Origin of the sequence: Streptosporangium vulgare (assembly GCF_042428775.1) — a bacterium.
GTDB classification, from domain to species: Bacteria; Actinomycetota; Actinomycetes; order Streptosporangiales; family Streptosporangiaceae; genus Streptosporangium; species Streptosporangium vulgare.
On the sequence record NZ_JBHMBS010000011.1, the window covers coordinates 14,738 to 36,923 of the forward strand.

The window sequence follows — 22,186 nt, forward strand, 5'->3', positions numbered from 1 at the left end:
GGGGGACGCTCGTGGGGCGAAAGTTGATCATCGGTGATCTGCGGGTGCAGGAACTCGTGCATCACTCGGGCCGGGTGTCGTTCACGATCTTGGCTGCGGACGGTTCGGTGTGCGGGTTGCCCGACGGGTTCTTGCGAGGCCTGAGCGGCGGGACCGATCGAACGTATGCGTACCTGCTGGTGGATCATCTGCGGTGGCTGGAGTCTGAGGGGCTGACTGTCGAGGCGGTCTCGATGCAGGATCTCGAGCGCTACATGGGGGCGGTGGGCGCGGAGTTCCGCGGGCCGTTCGGGAATCCGTGGCGGGTGGGCAAGAAGCCCTATGCACAGAGTTCGCTGGACGGCGCGGCCGCGTGTCTGAAGGGGTTCTACGTCTATGCCGGATCACAGGGCGTGAACCCGGGCCTGGCGGAGGAGTTTTCGCAGCGGGGTGCGCGGCTGCCGACGAAAGCGGACCGGAAGCGGCTGTTTCTGGGGCATGTGGTCCAGCAGGTGGCGGCCAATCCGCTGCGGCCGGCCCGGGTGGTGCGGCGGCGACATCCGAAGATGCCACCGGAGGGCGCCCGGTCGGTGCTGCTGTCAGGGCTGGAGTCGGCACGCGACCGGATGACGGTGACCTGGCTGGCCGACGGGGGCTTCCGAATCGGGGAGTTCTGCGGGCTGCATCTGGTGGACCTGCATCTACGCGAAGGCGCGGCTTGCGGGCAGTGCGCCTCGCCGCACGTTCACATCTGCCATCGAGAGCTCAACCGGAACCGCAGCCGGGCCAAGAGCAAACCGCCTTGGGCGGTCCGGAACGGGGTGGTGACCGGCGGGCTGGTGCGGCGGGCGAGCCCTGCCATGATTCATACCTACTTCGAGTACATGACCACGGAGTATCCGCGCGACGCGGGGCACGGGATGCTGCTGGTTCAGCTGCACGGGGCCCGCAAGGGTGAGCCTTGGGCAGCGGCGGCGGCTCGGGGCATGCTGAACCGGGCCGGGAACCGGCTGGGACTTGGGAAGATCAATCCGCACTCCTGGCGGCATCAGTTCGCCACCAACGTACTGGACGCCTCCGACGGGAACACCGTGATCGCCCGAGACACGGGCGGCTGGGCCTCGGCGGTGACGGTCGATGAGACCTACGGGCACGCCGACGTTCATGACCGGAAGTTCGTTGCAGCGCTGGACCGGGCCTGGGAGATGTGATGACCACCCAGTTGGCCGTGCTCGGCGACGGCAGCAGCCGGGTTCGCCGGGATCGCCTGGAGATCCTGACCGCGCTCATCGACGGCCCGGGCTTCGATCCGCTGTTCCGGCCGGATCTGATGAAAATCCCGGCAGACCACCCGGTCTATGGCTGGGGCTGCATCGTCGACGGCTGCGAACGGATCCGCCGACTGCAGAAGAAGCTATGCGAGACCCACTTCCTGGAGTGCCAGGCCAGCGGCAGCAGCCTCATGACGTTCTTGAAGACGGCTCGGCCGTTGACCACCCGCGACCGCTTCGAGCCCCGGCCCTGCGCCATCTGCCCCGACCGGACCGTGCACAACACCAACACCGGGCTCTGCAAGTCGCACGACGCACGATGGCACCTCATCCTGAACAGCACACCCCAGGCCGACCTGCAGGATTGGATCAACGAACAGGTCCCGCTGCCCAGCTACGGCACCTGCAGCGTTCATGTCTGTTCCCGACCGGCAGCCACAGCGCTCAGGTTGTGTCGGGCCCACCTGGACCGCTACACCGCCGACGGCAAGCCGGGCGGCGCCCGAGTGCCAGGGGGATGGTGGCGCAAGGGGGACCACGCGGCCCCTCCCGCCCCTACCTATATCGACGCCCAAGCGTTCCGGAACTGGTGCCGGCAAACCGGGGAGGTCCACCAATTCGGCTCGATCAACCTGGCCGCGCTGCCACCACTCCTCAAAGCGGAGATCAAGTGGGGCCTGAACACCCACGCCCAGATGAAGCACCACTCAACCTGGGACATCCGCGACATCCAACGGATGGCGAACCGCTGCGCCGAAATCAACCTGACGTCACTGGCCGACTTCACCTCTCACGCCAAACAGGACGAAGTCTCGCACCTGACCACAGACTCCAAGTTGAAAATGATTTGTCTGGAGATCGCGGTTGGCCTGCGCATCATCAACCACAGTCCCGCAGACAGCAAGGAAGCGGGCTTCATCGAGACCGAGCACTTCGGCCGACGCTTTCCCCACTCAGGAAGCTACTTCGATCTCACCGGCGTTCCGCAAGTCTGGCTCCGGGACCTGCTCTGGGACCACCTGGCGGAGCTACTGCGCTCGGCCAAGTGCCCGCGGACTCGCGGCCACTTCGACTCGGCCCGGCGCGCCATGCTCGAACTCGGCGGCTTTCTCGCACTGGACGCTCCGCGAGGCGGCCACGACCCGAGCCTACTGGGCGCCGAGCACGCCCAGCGGTGGGCAGCCGATCTGCTGAACCGGGCACGGCACGGCATGCCGTCCCTGGGCACGATCCGCTCCGACGGCCAGCCCTCGACGGTGACCAGCACCACTCAGGGGCTCACGTTCACCTATGCCCGGAAGGTTCTGTTCCAGGCTCTCAACACGGGCCGGTCCGACCTGGCGGGCCTGGACCGGGCCTTCATCACCGCGTTGCCCCAGGCCGGCGCGATCGCCAGCACCACCCGGCATCCGTTCAACGACGAAACCGCCCGCGCTCTTGCTGACGAGACCAACCTGCAAGCCTTCGCCGACACCTTCGACCCCCACGACCGCGGCCTCCGCGACGCCTGGGAGACGATCGTGGCGACGGGACGGCGCTGCAGCGAGGTCCTCAAGCTCAGACTCGACTGCACCGGTCGCTACCGAGGCCATCCGATGCTCTGGCACGACCAGACCAAGGTCGGCAACTACAACGAAGGCATCCGTATCCCGGAGTATCTCTACACCAGGATCGCCGAACGCCGCGCCAAAACCCTGACCGCCTTCGAGGACAAGCACGGCAGAGCTCCGGCCATCGAGGAACGCAAGACGTTGGCGTTGTTCCCGAGCGAGTACAGAAACCCCAGGGGCGACAAGTCCATCTCCTACGGCCACTTCCATGCCTGTTTCAAGGAGTGGGTCACGAGCCTGGACCTGGCCGACAGCGTCATCCACCAGGCCCGCCACACCTTGGCGACCAAGCTCCTGGCCGCGGGCGCCAGCCTCGCCCATATCCGCCGCTACCTCGGGCAGGTCAGCGACCGGATGGCCGAGCACTACGCGAAGGTCGCGCACTCCGACCTCGACGACATTCTGGCGACGGTCTGGGTCGCCGGACCGGCCTCGGTCGATCCCGGCGCTCCCCTGGCCTGCAGCATCGAACCGCTCTCCCGCGAGGAGGCGACGGCTCTGGCGATCGACCTGAGCAAGCGCAGCACCCCGGTCGAGGGCGGCATCTGCACCCACCAGGTGGTCGTCAACGGTGGCGCCTGCCCCTGGAAGCTCGACTGTCACAACTGCGACAAATTCGTCCTGTCCGGCGCGGACCTGCTCTACTGGCGGCGCAAGGCCGAGCAGTGGCGGTCACTCGCCGAACGCGCGCCCACCGACGAGATGGCCGACTGGCTCCACAAGGTCTTCGAACCAACCGCCCGCGCCATCGAAGGCCTGGAGAAGGCCCTGGCCGCGATGGGGCTTCTCGACCAGGCACTCGCCCTCGACCTTCGCCGCCCTCAGGACTACTACCAGCGGATCTGGGCGATCAACTTCCGCGCGACCGACCTGGCAGAGGTCGCCGAGGCAGCTCACGAACGCGCCTTCGCCGAGGATGGATCCTGATGAGCACGCCCAGCTCGCGGACCGAGAACGCTAACCACGCCCGCCAGCGCGCTATCAAGACGATGCTGGAGCAGTTGGAGGCGACGCTGCGGCAGATGCAACGGGAACGCGCCCTGATCACCACCGCGGCGGCCGCGCGCAGAGCGCAGGTTTCGCGCAGCTTCATCTACCAGAATCCTCAGGCCCGCCAACTGGTCGCGCAAGCGGCAAAGGCCACCTCCGAGACTCGCGCAGACGACGTTGCTCGCAAAGCTGAGCAGGTCGAGGCCGCATGGAAAGACAGAGCCCTGAACGCCGAGGACGGTATCAAGGCCGCTCACGCCGAGATCGTCGCCCAACGCGGCCAGATAGGCCAGCTCCTGGCCCGCCTGCGCGATTACGAGACCGACCTCCCCGATGACGCCCACGGCAGGCTCCTCGCGGAGAACACCACTCTCAAGCAGAAGGTCCGCCGCCTCACCGACGAAACCCGGACGCTGAACGAACGGCTTCAAGCTGCCCGCTCCAACGCCCGGTTCGCCGATCGGCGCATCGCCGAACTCGAAGCTCAGCTGCTTGAACGCCTTGACTCCTAAGTGCCGTGTACAAACTGATCGTCAGGTCGATTGGCGGGACGCGGATCGTGCGAGTCGTCGTCCCATGAAGATGATCATCGCCCACAAGACCATGGCCTCGTGATGTTCGGATAACCGCTCATAGTCCCGCACGCACCGCCTGCGCTGACAGATCCACGACAGCGTTCTCTCCACCACCCACCTGCGGGGCAGGACGACGAAGCCGCTGACATCGTCGCTGCTCTTGACGATCTCCACGGTGAGCCGGAGGTGCTTTTGGGCCCAGGTCACGAGCTTGCCGGCGTAGGCGCTGTCGGCCCCAGATCGGCGCGATCCGCTCGTACCAGTCGCGCAGACGCGCCAGTGCGGGCTTGGCGCCGTCGCGGTCTTGGACGCTGGCGGCGGTGACGATGACGACCAGCAGTAGGCCCAGGGTGTCCACGATGAGGTGCCGCTTGGTGCCCTGCACCTTCTTGGCCGCGTCGTATCCGCGCGAGCTGGCGGCGACGGTCTCGGCGGCCCGCAGCGACTGCGAATCGATGATCCCCGCACTGGGCTCCGGCTCGCGTCCCTCGGCCAGGCGAACGTGTTCGCGCAGGTCATTGTGGAGAGCATAGAGATCACCGTCGGTCCACCGGCGAGTGAAGACCGAATGGACGGTGCGCCAGGGCACCAGGAAGTCCGCGGGCAGATTGCGCCACTTGCGGCCGTTGTCGACCACGTACCGGATGGCATCCATGATCAGGCGGCGGCAGTACTTCTCGGGTCGCCCGCCGTTGCTGTCCAGCCAGGCCGGCCAGGGCATCAACGGCTTGATGACCTGCCATTCCTCGTCACTCATGTCGGTGGTGTAGCGGGGCGCCCGGGTCGGGTGATCGGCTCCGCGGCCGTACCGGCAGGCCACACATGAGCAGGCAGTTTCTTCGTTACGGGAGACAACGATAGGAGCGGTGGCGTACAACGGCGGCAGACCTTCCGTTGGCGATGGGGCTTGGATAACCACCGTTGCTACCGAAAGGTCGCCCTATGTCGCCGAGAGTTTGCACTACGTCACCATTTCGCCTGATTATTGCCCCACGCCGCGGGCTCAGGGATCAGTTTGTACACGGGCACTCAGACCGTACGGTGTCCGGCGATCGCGAGCAGCGCGCGCAATGGGGCGGCGGGTGCGGGTTGGGTCCGCCACACCATGGCTTTGGTGTAGCGCACCGAAGGCTGCAGAGGGATGATCGCCACCTTCTCGTCGTGTAGTGAGGGGTCCGTCTGCGCCGACAACGCGGTGCCGATGCCTGCTTTGACCAGAGCGACTTGGAGCGCGACATCGTTGGTCTCACAGCCGGGCCGGAATGCTTCGTCCCCGTCGCAGGCCGCGAAGCTCTCTTCCAGAAGAGTGCGCAGGCCGCTGTCGCGGGCGTAGGTGATTGTCGTCGGCCCAGCCAGCTCGGTCAGCGGCAGTCGCGCGAGCTTCGCGCGATCGTCGGCCGCCGGAACGACGGCGACGATCTCGTCTTCGAGCATGGTCAGCATCTCCAGCGTCCCGGGCAGTGGCATGGTTGGCAGGGCGACCACGGCGGCTTCGAGCCCTCCGTGGCCGATCCTGGCCAGGAGTTCGGCGCTGGTGCCGCCAATGAGCTCGACGGTGACGTTTGCGTGCTGGCGGTGGAACTCGCCGAGGATCGCGGGCAGGTCCGTGCGCTCGACGCCGTCGACGGTACCGATCCTCAGGGATCCGGACAGCACGCCGGAGCGGGCGGCGAACTCCGCGACGGCGGCTGCCGTCGCGGCCAGCGCCTGGCGGGCAAAGGGCAGTAGGACGTCGCCGCCGCGTGACAGCCGGACTGAGCGCGACGTGCGCTCGAAAAGCGGCTCGCCGAGTTCATGCTCAAGCGCCCGGATCTGCTGGCTGATGGCCGGCTGGGCGACCCGGCAGCGGGCCGCGGCCCGTGTGAAGGACTTCTCCTCGGCGACGGCCACGAAGTATTCGAGGGTGCGTAGCTCCATGAGGAAATGTCCTTGACCTTTCTCATCGGGCGGCAGCTAGATCCTTGGCTTATCGATTTCAGGTTAACCCGCTTGCGCCGGGAACCGGCGCCGTCTGAACACCCAAGCGATCACCTCAGCAGCCGCGCCCCACAGCGCCAGGGGTGAGGATCGGCGTGGCGTACTGGTGATCGTAGAAGTAGATGGCGGTGTGCTGACCGCCCACCGAAGCGCAAACGGATGTACCGAAGGGTGGGCCCGAGCGGTCATTTCGTCGGGTAGCCGGAGCACATTGCTGTGCCCCGGCCCCCTCGGAACCGTGCGTGCGACTTTCACCGCACACGGCTCAAGCACGCCCTGATGGCTTCTGGGAAGGTTGCAGACTCACGCCCCAGCGAACCCGTCACCCACCATGGCAAGCGGATCCACGACCTCGTCGAATGTCTTCGCGTCCACATGTCCACTGGCCAAAGCAGCCTGGCGCAACGTCTGGCCCTTGGCGAGCGCCTCCTCGGCGATGTGCGCGGCGTTCTGGTAGCCGATAAGCGGACTGAGCACCGTGACGAGCATCAGACTCTCGTCCACGTACTGCCTGATCCTGCTCCGGTTGAGTTCGGTGTCCGCGACGGAATACACCCGGAACTTCTCCGCACCATCGGCGAGAACGCGCGAGGAGTGCAGGAAGTTGTTGACGATTATCGGGCGCATCGCGTTGAGCTCGAAGTTGCCCTGGCTGCCGGCGAAGGCGACTGCCGCGTCGTCGCCGAGTACCTGGATGGCGATCATGACCATCGCCTCGCACTGGGTCGGGTTGACCTTGCCCGGCATGATCGAGGACCCGGGCTCGTTCTGCGGCAGGAGCAGTTCGGCCAGGCCTGTGCGCGGCCCAGACGCCAGCCAGCGCATGTCGTTGGCGATCTTCATCAAAGCCACGGCGAGCCCGCGCAACGCCGCGTGGGCACGCACCATGGGGTCCAGGGAGCCCTGCGCCATGAACTTGTTCGGCGCCGTGATGAAGGGCTTTCCAGTCAGGTCGGCGATCCGGGCGGCGACATCGCGGCTGAAACCCTTGGGGGCGTTGAGTCCCGTCCCGACCGCCGTTCCGCCCGCGGCCAGCTCCAGAAGTCCCGTCCGGGCATGTTCGATCTCCGCGATACAGGCCTGCAGCTGGCAGGCCCACCCCGACCATTCCTGCTCGACGGTCAAGGGCACGGCGTCCTCCAGATGCGTACGCCCGATCTTGACCACGTCGTGCCACTGGCGGGCTTTCTCTTCGATCGTGGTGGCGAGCTGCCGGACCTGGGGCAGCAGGCGATCGTCGATCTCGAAGACCGCCGCGATGTGCATCGCAGTGGGGAAGCTGTCGTTGCTGGATTGGCCCATGTTGACATCGTCGTTGGGTGCCACCGGCTGTTGTGTGCCGAGTGTGCCGCCGAGCAGCTGGCAGGCCCGGTTGGCGATCACCTCGTTGACGTTCATGTTGCTTTGCGTTCCCGACCCGGTCTGCCAGACATAGAGCGGGAAGTCGTCGTCCAGCTCGCCGGCGATCGTCTCCTCGGCGGCCCGGACGATCGCCCGCAGCTTCCAGTCGGGAAGGCGTCCGGCGGCCGCGTTGACTTGTGCCGCCGCCTTTTTGACGTACCCGTAGGCGCGGTAGACGGCCTTGGGCATGCGGTCGTCGCCGATGGAGAAGTGAATCAGGGAGCGTTGTGTCTGAGCGCCCCAGTAACGATCCGCGGGAACGTCGATGCTCCCCATGCTGTCGAACTCCGACCGCTCGCCCGTCGCGTCGATTCCGACGGGCACGTCGCGCAAGACAGGGTGTTGTCCTTCGTCCCGGCTCATGAGCGTTCCACCGCTTCGTTAGGCTGCGGAAGGTCTCGGTAGACCGGCTGCCACATCGCCTCGCGGACGGCTTCCACAAGGTTGGCGTGGGATCTCGTGGCGACCCCGTCGACGGCGGCGGCCTGGGCCACGGCGATCGCAACTGTCGCGGACAGCGCCCGCAGGTTCGCCACTGGTGGCAACAGGGCGGCTCCCGGTTTACCGACGTCCACCTGCCCGGCCACGGCCTCGGCGGCGGCCAGCAGCATGGAGTCGGTGACGTGCTCGGCGCCGGAGACGATCGTGCCCAATCCCAGGCCCGGGTAGAGCATCGCGTTGTTCGCCTGGCCGATGAAGTAGGTGACGCCGTCGTAGTCGACGGGGTCCACCGGGATACCGGCGGCGACCAAGGCCTTCCCTCGCGACCACTGCACCGCATCCGACGGCATGACCTCGACGCGGCTGGTCGGGTTCGACAGCGGTAGCAGGATGGGCCGTTCCACTCCCGCCGCCAAGGCTTCGACGACTTCCCGGGTGAACGCACTGGCCACCGTGGAGGTCCCGATCAGGATCGTGGGCTTGACGTGCCGGATCGTGGTCAGCAGGTCGATCCGACCATCGGCCCAGTCCGCGACCTCGTCCTTCCGTCGCGAGTAAGGCTGCTGATAGTCCGGCAGGTCGGGCATGTCGTCAGTGACCAGGCCCTGCTTGTCGATGAGCCAGACGTTGTCCTTCGCCTCCTGTGCCGACGCGCCGTCCCGCACCATGGCAGCGTGGATCTGGTCGGCTATCCCGGTACCGGCGGTTCCGGCGCCGAACACCACGAGCCGCTGGTCCGCCCAGCGCTCCCCGGTCATGCGCAGGCCCGCGAAGACGGCGGCCATGACGATGGCGCCGGTGCCCTGCATGTCGTCGTTGAAGATTCGGTAGCGCTTGGCATTTTCTACCAGGATGCGCCGGGCGTTCCCAGGGCCGAAGTCCTCGAAGTGCAGCAAAGCGTTCGGGAAGAGCTGAGCCGCCGTCTCCAGATATTGGGCGACGAACTCGTCGTAGCGCTTGCCGGTGACACGCGCATGGCGGTTGCCGAGGTAGGACGGGCTGTTGAGCAGGAGCTCGTTGTCCGTGCCGGCGTCGATGTTGACCGCGACGACTCGGTCGGGGTCGATGCCCGCGGCGGCGGTATAGACGGCGAGCTTGCCGATCGAGATGTCGGTGCCGTTCACGCCCCAGTCGCCGATGCCCAGGATCTCCTGCGCGTCCGAGACGACGATGAGATCGACGTCCTCGGCGCCGAGACCCAACGAGCGAAACGAGCTCTCCACGTCCTCGGGGTGGTCGATGGACAAGTACACTGCGCGCGAATCGCGGAAGTCGCTGGACCACTGCTCGATCGCTTCGCCGACGGTGGGGTCGTAGACGATCGGCAACAGTTCGGTGAGGTGGTCTACCAAGAGCCGGTAGTACAGCACCTGATTCTGGTTGTGCACCTCGTTGAGATACAGGTACCGATGCATGTTGGAGGGCTGTTGCCGCAGCTGCGCGTAGGCACGGGCGGCCTGCTCGTCGAGGGTCTCGACGGCGGCCGGCAACCGGCCGACGATGCCCAGCTGGGCGCGCTGGGCCAGGGTGAAGGCGGTTCCCCGGTTGCGGTAGCGGTCTTGGAGAATAGTGGGTTTGACGGACATGCGGTTCCTTTGCGGTATGGCGGATTGAGGAGCCCGGCTCAAGCAGCGGTCGGTCCCGACATCTGCGTCTCGGGCCGCAGGTCGTAGAAGCCTTGCGGGTTGGCGGGCCGCTTTCCCTGCCCGATCTTCGCCGTCCGGCTCCAGGGCGCGCCGATGAGTCGTTTGGTCACCTCGAGCATCGATTTCGGCTCCAGGTTGCGGTTGGTGTCGACCTCGCTGGCGGCGTGGGCCGTCATCGTGGCGTCGACCGGCTCGGGGTCGAACCGCGCTCGGGAAAAGACCGGCTTCGGGTAGTCGACGAGCCGGTCGGAGGCGTCGTCCTCCCAGCCCGTCCTGGTCTGGAACCTGCGGTCGTTGAAGCCGGTCACCAACGGCCCCGGGTTAAACGGTCGCCACCTCGATGCCGAACTCCTGCAGTTCGTTGGCCCGGGAGGTTCAAACGGTCAGCACCACTTTGCCGACGACCTTGCCATCCGCCAGAAGTTGATGAGCTTGTGCCGCGTCGTGCATGGGCAGGACGGTGTCCACGATCGGCCGGATGCGGCCGTCGGCCACCATGGGCCACACGTTCGCGCGGACAGCGGCGACGATCTCCGCCTTCTGGCGGTGGCTGCGTGACCGAAGGGTCGTGGCCGCCACCGACCCGCGCTTGGCCATCAGCTCGCCGATGTCGAGGGCCGTAGGCGAAACGTCGCCCCCGATCATGACCAGACGTCCGTCGGCAGCCAAGGCGCGGACGTTGCGGGCGAGGTAGGGCCCTCCGACTATGTCGAGAATGACGTCCGCGCCGTGCCCTTGTGTGGCCTTCCAGACCTCGGTGGCGAAGTCCTCCTCGCGGTAATTGATCGTGACATCGGCTCCGAACTCGGCGCTTCTGGCCACTTTGTGTGGTGTTCCAGCGGTGGCCAGAACCCGGGCACCCAACGCTTTGGCCCACTGACTAGCGAAACTGCCGATGCCGCTGGTGGCGCCGTGGACGAGAAACGTCTCACCCGGCTTGAGGCGGGCCAGCATGGCGATGTTCGAGTAGACCGTGCAGGCCGCTTCAGGAAGGGACGCGGCCTGAACGAAGGAAAGGTTCGCCGGTTTGGGCAGCACCTGGCCCGCGGGGACGGAAACGGACTGTGCATAGCCTCCGCCGTTGAGCAGGGCACACACCTCATCGCCCACGGCCCAGCCAGCGACGCCTACACCGACTGCGCTGATGGAACCCGAGCATTCCAGCCCCAGCAGCGGAGAGTCGTCTGCCGGTACCGGGTACATCCCTTGACGCTGCAAGAGATCGGCTTTGTTGACGCCGGTCGCCCTGACATCGATGACGAGCTCACCCGGACCGGGGCGCGGCGCCTCAACGGTGACCCACTCCAGAACGTCCGGAGTTCCCGGCGTGCGTACCACCACGGCCTTCATTGGTCCCTCACCTTCCTCGTCTCGCTGATTTGCGTACGGACCGTGTCGGTCCCCACAGCGCGTTCCGCTGGGAGGCGACCGACACGGGTCGCCGCGTGGCGGTGGTGACCAGCTCGGCGAAGGACAGGCAGCCCGCCAGGACAGCAGCCGCGAAGCCGAAGTGGCGGAACCTGCCACGGAGCCAAACCGCCGGCGAACCGCCCGGCCGCGCCGGTCGACCCATGGGAGCAGGCGGTGACCTGCAGGACTGCAGGACGCCGGCTACGGTCCCTCACTCCAACAGCGTGCGGGCTGCGATCGCCGAGGCGCTGATGGCTGCGGGGAAGCCCGCGTAGAACGCGATGTGCGTGATGATCGCCCCGAGTTCGGCCTGCGTCACGCCGTTGTCGACGGCGTGACGCAGCTGCGCGGGTAGCTCGTCGGGGCGGTAGAGCGCCACCACCGCGGCGACGGTGGCGATGCTGCGGTCCCGGGGACTGAGGGCAGGGTCTGCCCACACCTCGCTGTACAAGGGGTCCTCCACCAAATCGGTGAGGGCCGGGGTGAAGGCGCGGGCCATTTCCCGGGGTGACACAGGCGTGGACTGAGGCTCGGGCTGTCCGGTCATTGTCAGCTCCGTGCCAGGGCATGGCGTGCGATGCTCGCGGCGAACAGCGGCGTCTCGCGGCTGTTGTGGTCGCCGGAGGCGGCCTGCCGGGCTGCGGCGGCCTCCTCGAAGGACTGCCCGTTCGCCTCCAGGAAGGCCAGGAAGTCGGTCGTGGGGTGACTGACGACACTGTTGGTGTAGGTCAGCGTGCCGTCGCCGTTGTCCTTGACGGACAGATCCCAGATCACCTGCACCGTGGTCCAGCCGTGCGGGGTCAGCACGTCAGAGGTGGAGACCATGTGGCAGTGCAGCTTCTCGGCGATCTCGGCGACATAGTGCTGGACCACCAGGCCGGTCCCGATCATCTCCACGTTGATCGACATCGGCCGGCCGTCGTCGGTCGTGGTGTAGCCCGCCGCCTTGTGATCCGGCGGAGCGCAGCGCTGGTACTCCTTGTCGGGCAGGTTCAGCAGCCAGTCGGCGATGTCGATCGACTCCAGCGGAGCCTCAATTGTGGCCGTGACCTGCGAGGACGACAGGACCATGTCGCTGACGACCTTGTTCTCCGTGCTCATGGCGATCCCTCTTTCTCTAGATTCCAGACCTCTCGATCCGACTGCCTTCCAGGCTCGCTGACCTCGAATGATAAGTCAAAGACATATTTCTTATGGTTTCAATAAGTACTCCTGATGAATCGCCGAAGCAGCGACCACCCCAGCTGGCGGCACCGGGGACAGATAGACGCCCAGAACCGCCACACGACTCTCGCCGAACCGGCGGGCCACCAATGCCCAGCACATCCGCACGTGAGCGGTCCAGCCATTGAAAGTCGTCGATGATGACCACCAGCGGCGGTCCGTGGTGCCCGCCGTCATTTCTCGTTCCGGTCCCGATGAGCGGCCAGAGCGCCGTTACCTCCAACCCTGGCCCCGGACAGTTCGCCGAGCAGTTGATGTCGGCCGAGGCCGACGCGATCTGCGGTGCGGACTACGGGCAGGTCGGCGAGCCCGTCTGAAGTCGGCCCATCCGAATTCCAGCCGGAGGGGCATTCCCGGTTTGTGATCGTCACACACATGCGTGCCGCGTGAAGTCCCAGGTCGCCCTCGTGAAGCAACAATCAGCGTTGAATAAAGAGAACGTGCAGAACCTTCGCCGGGTGGCGGGCTATGACGTGCAGTACTTCGCCTCCGTCGAACCGCAGAAGCGGCTCGCCCCGCACTTGCACATGGCGATCCGCGGGACCATGCCGCGTGCGGAGGTCAAGGCGATCGCCGCCGCGACTTATCACCAGGTGTGGTGGCCGTCCGTCGATGAAGTCCGCTTCGACGGTGACCATCTGCCGGTCTGGAGTGAGCGGGCCGAGCGTGCTGAGCCCTATCCGGACGGGCAGGCCGGCGACTACCTCGACCCGGCCACCGGTGAACTGCTGCTCACCTGGGACGAGGCGCTCGACCAGCTCGGCACCGACGAGGCGGCCGAACCGCTGCACGTGATGCGCTTCGGCGCTCAAGTCGATGTTCAGGGGGTGCTTGCCGGGTCGCCGGACGCTGACCAGTGCATCCGCTACCTGTCGAAGTATCTGACCAAGAGCCTTGGTGACCCCCTCGACCCTGAGGACCTGGACAACCACGCTCGCCGGGACCACGCGACTCGCATGGTCGAGGCTCTCCGCTACGAACCGTGCTCGCCGACGTGTCCGAACTGGCTGCGCTACGGCGTGCAGCCCAAGGGTGCCAAGGCGGGCATGCTGCCGGGTCGCTGCAAGGGCAAGGCGCACAAGGCCGAACACCTCGGCTACGCGGGCCGTCGCGTGCTGGTCTCGCGTAAGTGGTCGAACAAGACCCTCCGAGAGCACAAGCAGGATCGCCGGGCCTGGGTGCTCGACATGCTCGGCCTGCCTGACGAGACGGTGACCGACCCGCACCGCTACGTGTGGCGGCCGGTCTCCTCCAAGGATCCCAACCGCACCCCACTGGCCAAACGGCTGCTGCGTGAGGTCGCCAACCGCCAGCGCACCCGCGCACGCCTGATCGAACTCCAGGCCAGAGCGGACGGCCTCCCTGTTCCAGACCTTTCGGCAACTCCGGGACTGGAGGTGGCGGCATGACCAGGAAGACCAGGCAAGAGCCCACCTCGCCTCTCCCGGAACTCGCTCAAGGCCGGTTGCTCACCGTCGAAGAGGCGGCCGAACGGCTGAACACCTCGGTCCGCTTCCCTCGTCGCCTGATCGAGGAACGGCGGATCGCCTTCATTCACGTCGGACGCAACGTCCGCATCCCCGAAGCGGCGCTTGAGGCGTTCATCGCCGCCGGGGTCGTCGAACCGATCGCTCCAAGAAAGAGGAGGGCTGCCTGATGGGTGGCAACAACAAGGGACGTCGTCGCCGGTTCGGGGCCGTGCGCAAGCTGCCATCGGGACGTTTCCAGGCTCGCTACACCGGGCCTGACGACGTGGAGCGCACGGCACCGGAGACCTTCGCGAGCAAGACCGATGCGGATGTCTGGCTTGCTCGGAAAGAGGGTGAGATCCACGACCAGGAGTGGACCGATCCGGACGCGGGCAAGGTCCCTTTCCGCAGTTACGCGGCCTCGTGGATGACGGAGAGGACGCTCCGTCCCAAGACGGCTCAGCTCTATGAGGGCCTGCTTCGGTTGCACATCATGCCGACCTTCGGCGAGAAGCCGTTGACGGAGATCACCTCACGTCACGTTCGGCAGTGGCACACCAAGCTCATGGAGAGCGGTCCCGGCGCGTCCACCGTGGCCAAGGCGTACCGGCTGCTGCGGGGCATCCTGAATACGGCTGTGGAGGATGACCTGATCAAGAAGAACCCGTGTCGGATCAAGAACGCCGGGGTGGAGCGTCCCGAGGAACGTCCCGTGCTGACCGTCTCGGAGGTCTTCGCGCTGGCCGATGTCGTGCCTCGCCGGTTCCGCGCCCTGGTGCTCCTGGCGACTTTCGGCAGTATGCGATGGGGTGAACTCGCTGCCCTCCGGCGTCACAACCTCGACCTCACGGCGCGGACGGTGAAGATCGAGGCGTCGGTCTCGGAGATGAGGGCGGGGGAGCTCGTCACTGGCCGGCCCAAGTCGGACGCGGGCGCGCGGGTCGTCACCCTGCCTGAGGTCATCGTCGGTGACCTGGCTTGGCATCTCCAGCGGTTCAGCGAGCCGGAGCATGACGGCCTGGTCTTCGTGGGGGAGAAGGGTGCCCAGCTCCGGCGCAGCAACTTCACGAAGGTCTGGGCGAAAGCGCTCAAGGACGCCGGGCTTCCGCAGATCCACGTTCACGACCTGCGGCACACGGGCAACACCCTGGCGGCGATGACCGGGGCCTCGCTCAAGGAACTGATGGCGCGGATGGGCCACTCCAGCACCAAGGCCGCGATGATCTATCTCCACACGTCCAAAGACAGAGACCGCGTGATCGCCGATGCTCTCGGAGAGATCGTTAAGGCGGGACTCAAGAACGAGAGTAAAGATGATCGAGGCGATGATCCACTGGCCGATCAGCCAACCGTGGGCTAACCGGTTATGTGGGACTTAAAGGTACAAAGCCTACATTCGCCTGCGTTCCGCACGCGGGATAAGGGAGCATCCCCCTGCTTTACTGCTCCTTGCGTGAGAGCGGCGCATCGATCGCCCAAATGGCGAACGGCTCTCTGTTGGCGCAGAGAGCCGCTCTTACGTCCCTCGGTGATCGGTACAAGAGAGGACGTCGTTGATGAGCGTACGGAAAGGATCTCCGACAGACAAAGCGTCTGCGGCCAGCGGGGATGGGCGTCTGCCTCAGAGGTGGGTAACCATCCTGGCTGTCTCCTCCGCGATCGCCGTTGCTGCGGGGTTCCTGACCAATCCCATGGTTGGGGTGCCTGTCTGGTTGGCGGCAATCGGCCTGCTGCACCAGATCATGGACTGAGGTCCATCAGTGGGGGGTCGCCGCGCTCTTTAGACCTGATGATCGGTGGCCCCCCATGCCAAGATCAACCAATCTGGCACGGATCTGGCACGCGAGTGAAAGACAGCCGTGAAAACAATAAGGCCCGAGTCAGGATTGATGTCCTGACCTGGGCCTTAGTGTTGGAGCGGGTGACGGGAATCGAACCCGCGCTGTCAGCTTGGGAAGCTGATGTTCTGCCATTGAACTACACCCGCGTGCGGCGTGCCGCGCGTCACCACTCTAGCGGAAAGTTGGGCGACTCTCGTCCCTCCCGGGAGCAAGATTCATGCGGTCCTCCGGAGGCGGGCTTCGCGTGCCCCTCGCGGGAGCAGGATTCACCCTGTCCCTCCCAGAAGCAGGATTCATACGTCTCTCCCTGGAGCGAGCTTCACCGCTCCGCCGTTGGTAGGTTCCACACGTGCTGCTTTCCGATCGTGACATCACCGCTCAGATCGAGGCCGGAAGGGTCAGGATCGATCCCTTCCAGCCGGAGATGATCCAGCCGTCCAGCGTTGACGTGCGCCTGGACCGCTACTTCAGAGTCTTTGAGAACCACCGGTACCCCCACATCGATCCGGCGGTCGAGCAGCCCGATCTGACGCGGATGGTCGAGCCGGACAAGGACGAGCCGTTCATCCTGCATCCGGGGGAGTTCGTGCTGGCGAGCACGTACGAGGTCGTCACGTTGCCGGACGACATCGCCTCGCGGCTGGAGGGCAAGAGCTCGCTGGGCAGGCTCGGGCTGCTCACGCACTCGACGGCCGGGTTCATCGACCCCGGGTTCAGCGGGCACGTCACGCTGGAGCTCTCCAACGTCGCGACGCTGCCGATCAAGCTCTGGCCCGGTATGAAGATCGGCCAGCTCTGCATGTTCAGGCTCAGCTCCCCGGCGGAGTATCCCTACGGCTCGGAGAAGTACGGATCGCGCTACCAGGGGCAGCGAGGGCCGACGCCGAGCCGCTCGTACCTCAACTTCCACCGGACCCCCATCTGATCCTCTCCACCCGGGCGGGCTGTCAGGAAGGCTCTGAACGCGGTTTGGTGAGGGGCCGTGATGGAAATCACCCTGATTGTCCGCAGGGGCCACCGGTCTGCCCGAGCCTGGTGGATCTCGGGAAAACGTCGTGGAAGCGGGGGCTTCGGAGGGGAGTGCGGGCGACGCGCCGGACGACAGATCCGGGGGAGAGAGTCCCATACGTGACCTGCCTTCGGCATAATGTGGCCGAAAACTAGCAAAAACGGTCACCGGAAAGATGCCCGCAAGACTGCCTCAAGCCGTGTGTCGCCGGGTACCCGCCGGGTAACGACATCACGAAGAGTGCGTGTCTGGCGGGTGAAGTTCGCATTTCCGCTGGTAACCCGTACCCTTCTCTGCGGACCATCCCCGCACATCTGGAGAACGACGTGCGCCTGCGTCTCACACCTAGTGAGGACAGCTACTACGACTTGTTCGCCGACTCGGCGAACAACCTCGTCACAGCGTCCCGTCTGCTGGTAGAGATCATCAGTGACGGATCGGACCGGGAAGCCCTGGCCGAGAAGATGCGCGCATGTGAGCACGCCGGCGACGAGCGCACTCACGCGATCATGAATCGGCTCAACGAGAGCTTCATCACCCCCTTCGACCGCGAGGACATCTACCGTCTCGCCTCGAATCTCGACGACGTGATGGACTACATGGAGGCGGCCGCCGACCTGATCGTCCTGTACCAGATCGACCACCTCCCCAAGGAGGTCGTCCGGCAGGTCGAGGTCCTGGAGCGCGCCGCCGAACTCACCGCCGAGGCCATGCCGAGGCTGCGTTCGATGAAGAACCTCAACGAGTACTGGATCGAGATCAACCGGCTGGAGAACCAGGCCGACCAGGTCTACCGCCGCCTTCTCGCCAAGCTCTTCGGCGGGGAGTACGACGCGTTGACCGTCCTCAAGATGAAGGAGGTCATCGATCAGCTCGAGATGGCCGCCGACGCCTTCGAGCACGTGGCCAACACGATCGAGTCGATCGCGGTCAAGGAAAGCTAAGTGGATCTCACGCTCGCACTCGTCATCGGCGTGGTGGTCGTGGCGTTGGTGTTCGACTACACCAACGGTTTCCACGACGCCGCGAACGCGATCGCGACCTCCGTCTCGACGCGCGCGCTGACGCCGAGGGCCGCGCTGTTCATGGCCGCGGCCATGAACTTCCTGGGTGCGCATCTCGGTACGCAGGTGGCGGCGACCGTCGGCAAGGGCATCATCGACGCTCCACAGGGAAGCCACGGCCTCGTCATCGTCGGCTCGGGCCTGATCGGCGCGATCACCTGGAACCTCGTCACGTGGTACTTCGGCCTTCCCTCGTCGAGCAGTCACGCGCTGATCGGCGGCCTGGTCGGCTCCGCGCTCGCCTCGGCGAGCACCGTCCACTGGGACGGCGTGATGGAGAAGGTCGTCATCCCGATGATCCTGTCTCCGCTGATCGGCTTCAGCCTCGCCGGGCTCATCATGATCGGCATCCTGTGGGGATTCCGGCGCTCCCAGCCCACGAAGACCAACCGGGGCTTCCGCCACGCGCAGACCGTGTCCGCGGCGGCGATGGCGCTGGGCCACGGTCTCCAGGACGCGCAGAAGACCATGGGGGTCATCTTCCTCGCCCTCGTGGTCGGCGGCTACCAGAACGACGGTGACCCGATCCCCCAGTGGGTCATCCTCTCCGCCGCCACGGCCATCTCGCTCGGCACGTACGCGGGCGGCTGGCGGATCATGCGGACCCTCGGACGCCGGATCATCGCGCTCGACCCCCCGCAGGGGTTCGCCGCGGAGACGGCCGCGGCGACCGTGCTCTACACGGCGGCCATCGGCTTCGGCGCCCCGATCTCGACCACCCACACGATCACCAGCGCGATCATGGGCGTCGGCGCCACCAAGCGCCTGTCGGCCGTGCGCTGGGGCGTCGCGGGCAACATCGTGACCGCCTGGGTCCTCACGATCCCGGCCGCCGCGTTGGTCGCCGCGCTGTCCTACTTCGCGCTCCACTGGATGGTCGAGTAGTCCTCGGGTGACCGCGCCGGACCGGGGAGCCGACCCCGGTCCGGCGCGTCCTGTTTCCGGGGGCGCCCTCCCTGCCTCCGGCATGTCGGTTCCGGACGTCGGTTCCGGTACGTCGGTTCCGGTACCTCACGCGGAGACATCCGGCACGTCACATGAGGGCATCCCGTGCGTCACGCGGGGACACCCCTGCGTCACGCGGGAGGCGCCCCGTGCGTCACGCGGCGAGACCCCTCGCGTTACGCGGGAGGCTTCCTACTTCCGGTACATCACGTCGACGTCCCAGCGACTGAAGCCCAGCCTCTCGTACAGGCGGAGCGCCGCGGGGTTGCTCTCGTCGACGTACAGCATCACCTGGCTCAGCCCCCGCGAGCGCAGGTAGGCCAGGCCCGCGAGGGTGAGCGATTTGCCCAGGCCGCCTCCCCGCTCGTCGGGGTCGACGCCGACGACGTACACCTCGCCGAGGGGGGCGTGCGCGTGGTCGCCGTCGCCGTGGACCTTGGTCCAGTGGAAGCCCACCAGCCGGTCGCCCTCCCCGGAGCCGTCCGGTCGTACGGCGAGGAAGAACCCGGCAGGGTCGAACCAGGGCTCCCGCTCGCGCCGCTCCAGGTCCTCGATCGTCCACGCACCCTGCTCGGGATGCTGGGCGAACGCCTTGGCGTTGAGCGCCACCCACGCCTCCCGGTCGGAGGTGCCGGGCTCGAACGTGCGCAGCCGTACCCCCTCGGGGAGGTCGAAGGCGGGGATGTCGGCGGACAGGGGGCGGCGCATCCGCCACAGGGACCTGACCTTCTCGAATCCCGCCGACCGGGCGAGGGCCTCGGCGGCCGGGTGCCCGCCGTGCGCCCACAGGCGCAGGTGCCCGCCGGTGTGGTCGAGCACGGCCTCCAGCAGCCGCCGCCCGTACCCCCTGCGGCGGAACGCCGGGTGGACGACCAGCTCCCCGCTGGGGCCCTCGACGGGGTCGGTCGGATCGACGTGGGCGTAGCCCGCGAGATCGTCCCCGGCGTACAGCAGCACGGCTCCGGCTCGTTCGTCGCCGCCGTAGCGCAGGTGCAGCATCACATGTTCGTTGAGCGGCCTGACCCCGTCGGCCTCCGTGGCCGCCTCCACCACCGCGAGGACGTCGGACACCTCCTGCGGGCCGAGCGACCCCCGGTACTCCACACGCGCGTTCATGGTGTGGACTCTAAGCGGGCAGATGTTTCCCGAACCCACCGGGGGACTGGCAAAAGGCGCCATGTGTCCGTCGGGCGAATCGTTACCTCTCGGTCATTCCTTGCACAGACAGTCCCCTTAGTGTCGTGGTTCATGATGTCTCGTTCCTTCCAGCGGTTGGCCATGGCGAGCGTGCTCGCCGGGGCCAGTCTCGTGCTCGCGATGGGACCGGCCCAGGCGGGCAACAAGCCCGCCGCCAAGCCCGCCAAGACGGTGCCGGTCCGACTGCTCTCCCTCAACGACTTCCACGGCAACCTCGAGCCGCCGACCGGTTCGTCCGGCCGCATGGTCGACGAGACCGGCGCCACGGTCGAAGCGGGTGGTGCCGCCTTCGCCGCCACCCACCTCAAGCAGCTCTCCGACAAGAACACGCTGAAGGTCGCCCAGGGCGACCTGATCGGCGCCAGCCCCCTGATCTCCGCGGCCTACCACGACGAGCCCTCGGTGGAGTTCCTCGGCAAGATCGGCGTCACCGCCTCCGCCGTGGGCAACCACGAGTTCGACGAGGGGTACGCCGAGCTCAAGCGGATCATGAACGGCGGCTGCCACCCGGTGGACGGCTGCTCGCCCGCCGGTAAGTGGAAGGGCGCGAACTACGACTACCTCGGCGCGAACGTCATCTTCAAGCGCCCGGCGCGAGGCGCGGAGAAGCAGGCGCTGGAGGCCCTGGGCGGCACGAACAGCGGCTCGCTGCTGAGCCTCCTCAAGGACTACGGCATCCCCGCGCTGCCCCCGGTCGCGATCCGCTGGATGAACGGCGTGCCGATCGGCTTCATCGGCCTGGTCACCCAGACCACCCCGGGCATCGTCACCTCCGAGGGCATCAAGGACCTCGAGTTCATCGACGAGGTGAAGGCCGCGAACGTCGCCTCCAGGCTTCTCAAGATCGTCGGTGTCAAGGCCCAGGTCGTGCTCGTGCACGAGGGCGACCAGGTCACCGCGGGCCAGTCGCCCGACGCGTGCAGCGCCCAGCCGGGCGCGGGCAACCGGATCGCCACCCAGGTCGACGCCGAGGTCGACATGATCCTCAGCGGCCACTCCCACCAGGCGTACCTGTGCCAGGTGGCCGACCCCAAGGGCGGCACCCGTCTCTACAGCCAGGGCGGCTCCTTCGGCCGGGTCATCACCAAGGTCGACTTCCAGGTGGACGTCAAGACCCGCGACGTCGTGCGCTCCTCGGTCGTGGCCGACAACCAGGTCGTGACCAGGACCGTCACCCCCGACCCGGAGATCACCACGTTCGTCCAGACGTGGAAGGACCGCGTCGCGTCGGTGGCCAACAGGCCGATCGGCAGGATCACCGCGGACATCACCAACACCGCCGTGGCCTCCGGGGAGTCCCCGCTCGGCAACCTCATCGCCGACGGCCAGCTCGCCGCGACGAGGACCGGCGGCAACGCCCAGCTCGCCCTGATGAACCCGGGCGGCGTGCGTGCCAGCCTCACCTACGCGAGCTCGCCCGTCGGCGAGGGAGCCGGCGTGGTGACGTACGGAGAGGCGTTCACGGTCCAGCCGTTCAACAACCTCATGCAGGTGGTCACGCTCACCGGCGCGCAGCTCAAGACCGTTCTGGAGCAGCAGTTCGTCGGCGGCCCCAACGCCCAGGCGTTCACCAAGATCCTTCAGCCGTCGTCGAACTTCACCTACACCTACAGCGCGAGCGCGCCGTGGGGTTCGAAGGTCTCCGACATGAAGATCGACGGTGTCGCCGTGACGGACACGCAGACGATCAGGGTCGCGGCCAACAACTTCCTGGTCGGCGGCGGTGACGCGTTCCTCGCCTTCAAGGACGGCACGGACCTGTGGAGCGGCCCGTTGGACATCGACGCCTTCGCCGCCCACTTCGCGGCGAACCCGTCGATCACGCCCCCGGTGCCCAACCACATCACGGTCACCCCGTAACGCGGGCGAAAGGCACGCCACGCCGAGAGGATCGCGGCACGTCGTGAGGCGTGACACACCGTGAAGGCGTGACAGGCCAGAGGCCGAAGGCGTGACACGCCGGAGAGGCCCACCGGACACGGTCCGGTGGGCCTCTCGTCCTTGTGAGCCTTCCTCGTTTCCTGCGGGTCTTCCTCGTCCTGTGAGCCTTCCGCCCGGTGAGCCTCTGGCACGCGGTGCCGCCGGTGGCGTCTCGCCGTACTCCGGGAACCGCCCGGCCTGAGCCGTCCACCGGAAG

Annotated in this window: 20 protein-coding genes, 1 tRNA gene and 1 pseudogene; 11 read left to right on the forward strand and 11 right to left on the reverse strand. The window is 66.7% G+C overall.

Annotation, left to right across the window (positions count from 1 at the left end; genetic code table 11):
• The first annotated feature begins 23 nt into the window (after nucleotides 1-23).
• The 3 genes from ACFFRH_RS22910 to ACFFRH_RS22920 are packed head-to-tail and all read left to right on the forward strand — an operon-like array spanning nucleotide 24 to nucleotide 4,362.
• Nucleotides 24-1,190: a tyrosine-type recombinase/integrase gene (locus tag ACFFRH_RS22910; protein WP_386159428.1), complete on the forward strand. Its 1,167-nt coding sequence runs from the start codon at nucleotides 24-26 to the stop codon at nucleotides 1,188-1,190.
• Entirely contained in the window at nucleotides 1,190-3,787 is a 2,598-nt protein-coding gene (locus tag ACFFRH_RS22915) for a tyrosine-type recombinase/integrase (RefSeq protein ID WP_386159431.1), read from the forward strand. Before ACFFRH_RS22910 ends, ACFFRH_RS22915 begins: the two co-directional genes overlap by 1 nt.
• Complete coding sequence (locus ACFFRH_RS22920) at nucleotides 3,787-4,362, forward strand: DUF6262 family protein (RefSeq protein WP_386159434.1); 576 nt, start codon at nucleotides 3,787-3,789, stop codon at nucleotides 4,360-4,362. The genes ACFFRH_RS22915 and ACFFRH_RS22920 overlap by 1 nt, the downstream gene beginning before the upstream one ends.
• A gap of 21 nt (nucleotides 4,363-4,383) precedes the next feature.
• Here ACFFRH_RS22920 and ACFFRH_RS22925 read toward each other — a convergent pair whose 3' ends face one another.
• The 9 genes and pseudogenes from ACFFRH_RS22925 to ACFFRH_RS22965 form a co-directional block, all read right to left on the reverse strand.
• Nucleotides 4,384-4,632, reverse strand: coding sequence for a transposase (locus ACFFRH_RS22925; protein ID WP_386159436.1), 249 nt, complete (start codon nucleotides 4,630-4,632; stop codon nucleotides 4,384-4,386).
• A gap of 55 nt (nucleotides 4,633-4,687) precedes the next feature.
• Nucleotides 4,688-5,182: pseudogene (locus ACFFRH_RS22930) on the reverse strand (IS5 family transposase); the annotation flags it as partial.
• A 272-nt stretch (nucleotides 5,183-5,454) separates the two neighbouring features.
• Nucleotides 5,455-6,342 (reverse strand): LysR family transcriptional regulator, encoded by an 888-nt coding sequence (locus ACFFRH_RS22935; protein ID WP_386159438.1) that lies wholly within the window; start codon nucleotides 6,340-6,342, stop codon nucleotides 5,455-5,457.
• 363 nt (nucleotides 6,343-6,705) lie between these two features.
• Complete coding sequence (gene fumC, locus ACFFRH_RS22940; RefSeq protein ID WP_386159723.1) at nucleotides 6,706-8,127, reverse strand: class II fumarate hydratase; 1,422 nt, start codon at nucleotides 8,125-8,127, stop codon at nucleotides 6,706-6,708.
• 35 nt (nucleotides 8,128-8,162) lie between these two features.
• Nucleotides 8,163-9,830 carry an NAD-dependent malic enzyme gene (locus ACFFRH_RS22945; protein WP_386159440.1) on the reverse strand — a complete coding sequence of 556 codons (1,668 nt, stop codon included), beginning with the start codon at nucleotides 9,828-9,830 and terminating at the stop codon, nucleotides 8,163-8,165.
• Between the two features lie 38 nt (nucleotides 9,831-9,868).
• Nucleotides 9,869-10,198 carry a hypothetical protein gene (locus ACFFRH_RS22950; RefSeq protein ID WP_386159442.1) on the reverse strand — a complete coding sequence of 110 codons (330 nt, stop codon included), beginning with the start codon at nucleotides 10,196-10,198 and terminating at the stop codon, nucleotides 9,869-9,871.
• Between the two features lie 67 nt (nucleotides 10,199-10,265).
• Nucleotides 10,266-11,240, reverse strand: coding sequence for an NAD(P)H-quinone oxidoreductase (locus ACFFRH_RS22955; RefSeq protein ID WP_386159445.1), 975 nt, complete (start codon nucleotides 11,238-11,240; stop codon nucleotides 10,266-10,268).
• Nucleotides 11,241-11,511: 271 nt separating this feature from the next.
• A complete protein-coding gene (locus ACFFRH_RS22960) occupies nucleotides 11,512-11,847 on the reverse strand; it encodes a carboxymuconolactone decarboxylase family protein (protein WP_346114492.1) in 336 nt (111 codons plus the stop codon).
• A gap of 2 nt (nucleotides 11,848-11,849) precedes the next feature.
• Nucleotides 11,850-12,401, reverse strand: coding sequence for a hypothetical protein (locus ACFFRH_RS22965; RefSeq protein WP_346114491.1), 552 nt, complete (start codon nucleotides 12,399-12,401; stop codon nucleotides 11,850-11,852).
• Between the two features lie 263 nt (nucleotides 12,402-12,664).
• Between ACFFRH_RS22965 and ACFFRH_RS22970 the strand changes: the two genes are divergently transcribed.
• The 4 genes from ACFFRH_RS22970 to ACFFRH_RS22985 all read left to right on the forward strand — a co-directional run bounded on the left by ACFFRH_RS22970 (nucleotide 12,665) and on the right by ACFFRH_RS22985 (nucleotide 15,353).
• Complete coding sequence (locus ACFFRH_RS22970) at nucleotides 12,665-12,841, forward strand: hypothetical protein (RefSeq protein ID WP_386159449.1); 177 nt, start codon at nucleotides 12,665-12,667, stop codon at nucleotides 12,839-12,841.
• Nucleotides 12,842-12,910: 69 nt separating this feature from the next.
• Nucleotides 12,911-13,933: a replication initiator gene (locus ACFFRH_RS22975; protein WP_386159451.1), complete on the forward strand. Its 1,023-nt coding sequence runs from the start codon at nucleotides 12,911-12,913 to the stop codon at nucleotides 13,931-13,933.
• Between the two features lie 56 nt (nucleotides 13,934-13,989).
• Nucleotides 13,990-14,181 (forward strand): excisionase family DNA-binding protein, encoded by a 192-nt coding sequence (locus tag ACFFRH_RS22980; protein WP_386159454.1) that lies wholly within the window; start codon nucleotides 13,990-13,992, stop codon nucleotides 14,179-14,181.
• Entirely contained in the window at nucleotides 14,181-15,353 is a 1,173-nt protein-coding gene (locus ACFFRH_RS22985) for a tyrosine-type recombinase/integrase (protein WP_386159457.1), read from the forward strand. Before ACFFRH_RS22980 ends, ACFFRH_RS22985 begins: the two co-directional genes overlap by 1 nt.
• A gap of 553 nt (nucleotides 15,354-15,906) precedes the next feature.
• Here ACFFRH_RS22985 and ACFFRH_RS22990 read toward each other — a convergent pair.
• Nucleotides 15,907-15,980, reverse strand: a tRNA-Gly gene (locus ACFFRH_RS22990).
• Between the two features lie 203 nt (nucleotides 15,981-16,183).
• Here ACFFRH_RS22990 and dcd point away from each other — a divergent pair.
• The 3 genes from dcd to ACFFRH_RS23005 all read left to right on the forward strand — a co-directional run bounded on the left by dcd (nucleotide 16,184) and on the right by ACFFRH_RS23005 (nucleotide 18,792).
• On the forward strand, nucleotides 16,184-16,759 hold the full coding sequence (gene dcd / locus ACFFRH_RS22995; RefSeq protein ID WP_386159460.1) for a dCTP deaminase: 576 nt from the start codon (nucleotides 16,184-16,186) through the stop codon (nucleotides 16,757-16,759).
• A 410-nt stretch (nucleotides 16,760-17,169) separates the two neighbouring features.
• A complete protein-coding gene (locus ACFFRH_RS23000) occupies nucleotides 17,170-17,787 on the forward strand; it encodes a DUF47 domain-containing protein (RefSeq protein WP_030924556.1) in 618 nt (205 codons plus the stop codon).
• A complete protein-coding gene (locus tag ACFFRH_RS23005; protein ID WP_386159464.1) occupies nucleotides 17,788-18,792 on the forward strand; it encodes an inorganic phosphate transporter in 1,005 nt (334 codons plus the stop codon).
• A gap of 252 nt (nucleotides 18,793-19,044) precedes the next feature.
• On the opposite strand, the gene mshD is transcribed toward ACFFRH_RS23005, so the two are convergent.
• Entirely contained in the window at nucleotides 19,045-19,968 is a 924-nt protein-coding gene (mshD, locus tag ACFFRH_RS23010; RefSeq protein ID WP_344746948.1) for a mycothiol synthase, read from the reverse strand.
• A 132-nt stretch (nucleotides 19,969-20,100) separates the two neighbouring features.
• Here mshD and ACFFRH_RS23015 point away from each other — a divergent pair, with 132 nt between their 5' ends.
• A complete protein-coding gene (locus ACFFRH_RS23015; protein WP_344746947.1) occupies nucleotides 20,101-21,909 on the forward strand; it encodes a bifunctional metallophosphatase/5'-nucleotidase in 1,809 nt (602 codons plus the stop codon).
• The last annotated feature ends 277 nt before the right edge of the window (nucleotides 21,910-22,186 follow it).

Coding starts and splice junctions, on each gene's coding strand:
- ACFFRH_RS22945 (WP_386159440.1), bottom strand. CDS start 9,830: ATGTCCGTCAAACCCACTATTCTCCAAGACCGCTACCGCAACCGGGGA.
- ACFFRH_RS22920 (WP_386159434.1), top strand. CDS start 3,787: ATGAGCACGCCCAGCTCGCGGACCGAGAACGCTAACCACGCCCGCCAG.
- ACFFRH_RS22965 (WP_346114491.1), bottom strand. CDS start 12,401: ATGAGCACGGAGAACAAGGTCGTCAGCGACATGGTCCTGTCGTCCTCG.
- mshD (WP_344746948.1), bottom strand. CDS start 19,968: ATGAACGCGCGTGTGGAGTACCGGGGGTCGCTCGGCCCGCAGGAGGTG.
- ACFFRH_RS23015 (WP_344746947.1), top strand. CDS start 20,101: ATGATGTCTCGTTCCTTCCAGCGGTTGGCCATGGCGAGCGTGCTCGCC.
- ACFFRH_RS22955 (WP_386159445.1), bottom strand. CDS start 11,240: ATGAAGGCCGTGGTGGTACGCACGCCGGGAACTCCGGACGTTCTGGAG.
- ACFFRH_RS22970 (WP_386159449.1), top strand. CDS start 12,665: ATGACCACCAGCGGCGGTCCGTGGTGCCCGCCGTCATTTCTCGTTCCG.
- ACFFRH_RS22935 (WP_386159438.1), bottom strand. CDS start 6,342: ATGGAGCTACGCACCCTCGAATACTTCGTGGCCGTCGCCGAGGAGAAG.
- ACFFRH_RS22985 (WP_386159457.1), top strand. CDS start 14,181: ATGGGTGGCAACAACAAGGGACGTCGTCGCCGGTTCGGGGCCGTGCGC.
- ACFFRH_RS22960 (WP_346114492.1), bottom strand. CDS start 11,847: ATGACCGGACAGCCCGAGCCTCAGTCCACGCCTGTGTCACCCCGGGAA.
- ACFFRH_RS22915 (WP_386159431.1), top strand. CDS start 1,190: ATGACCACCCAGTTGGCCGTGCTCGGCGACGGCAGCAGCCGGGTTCGC.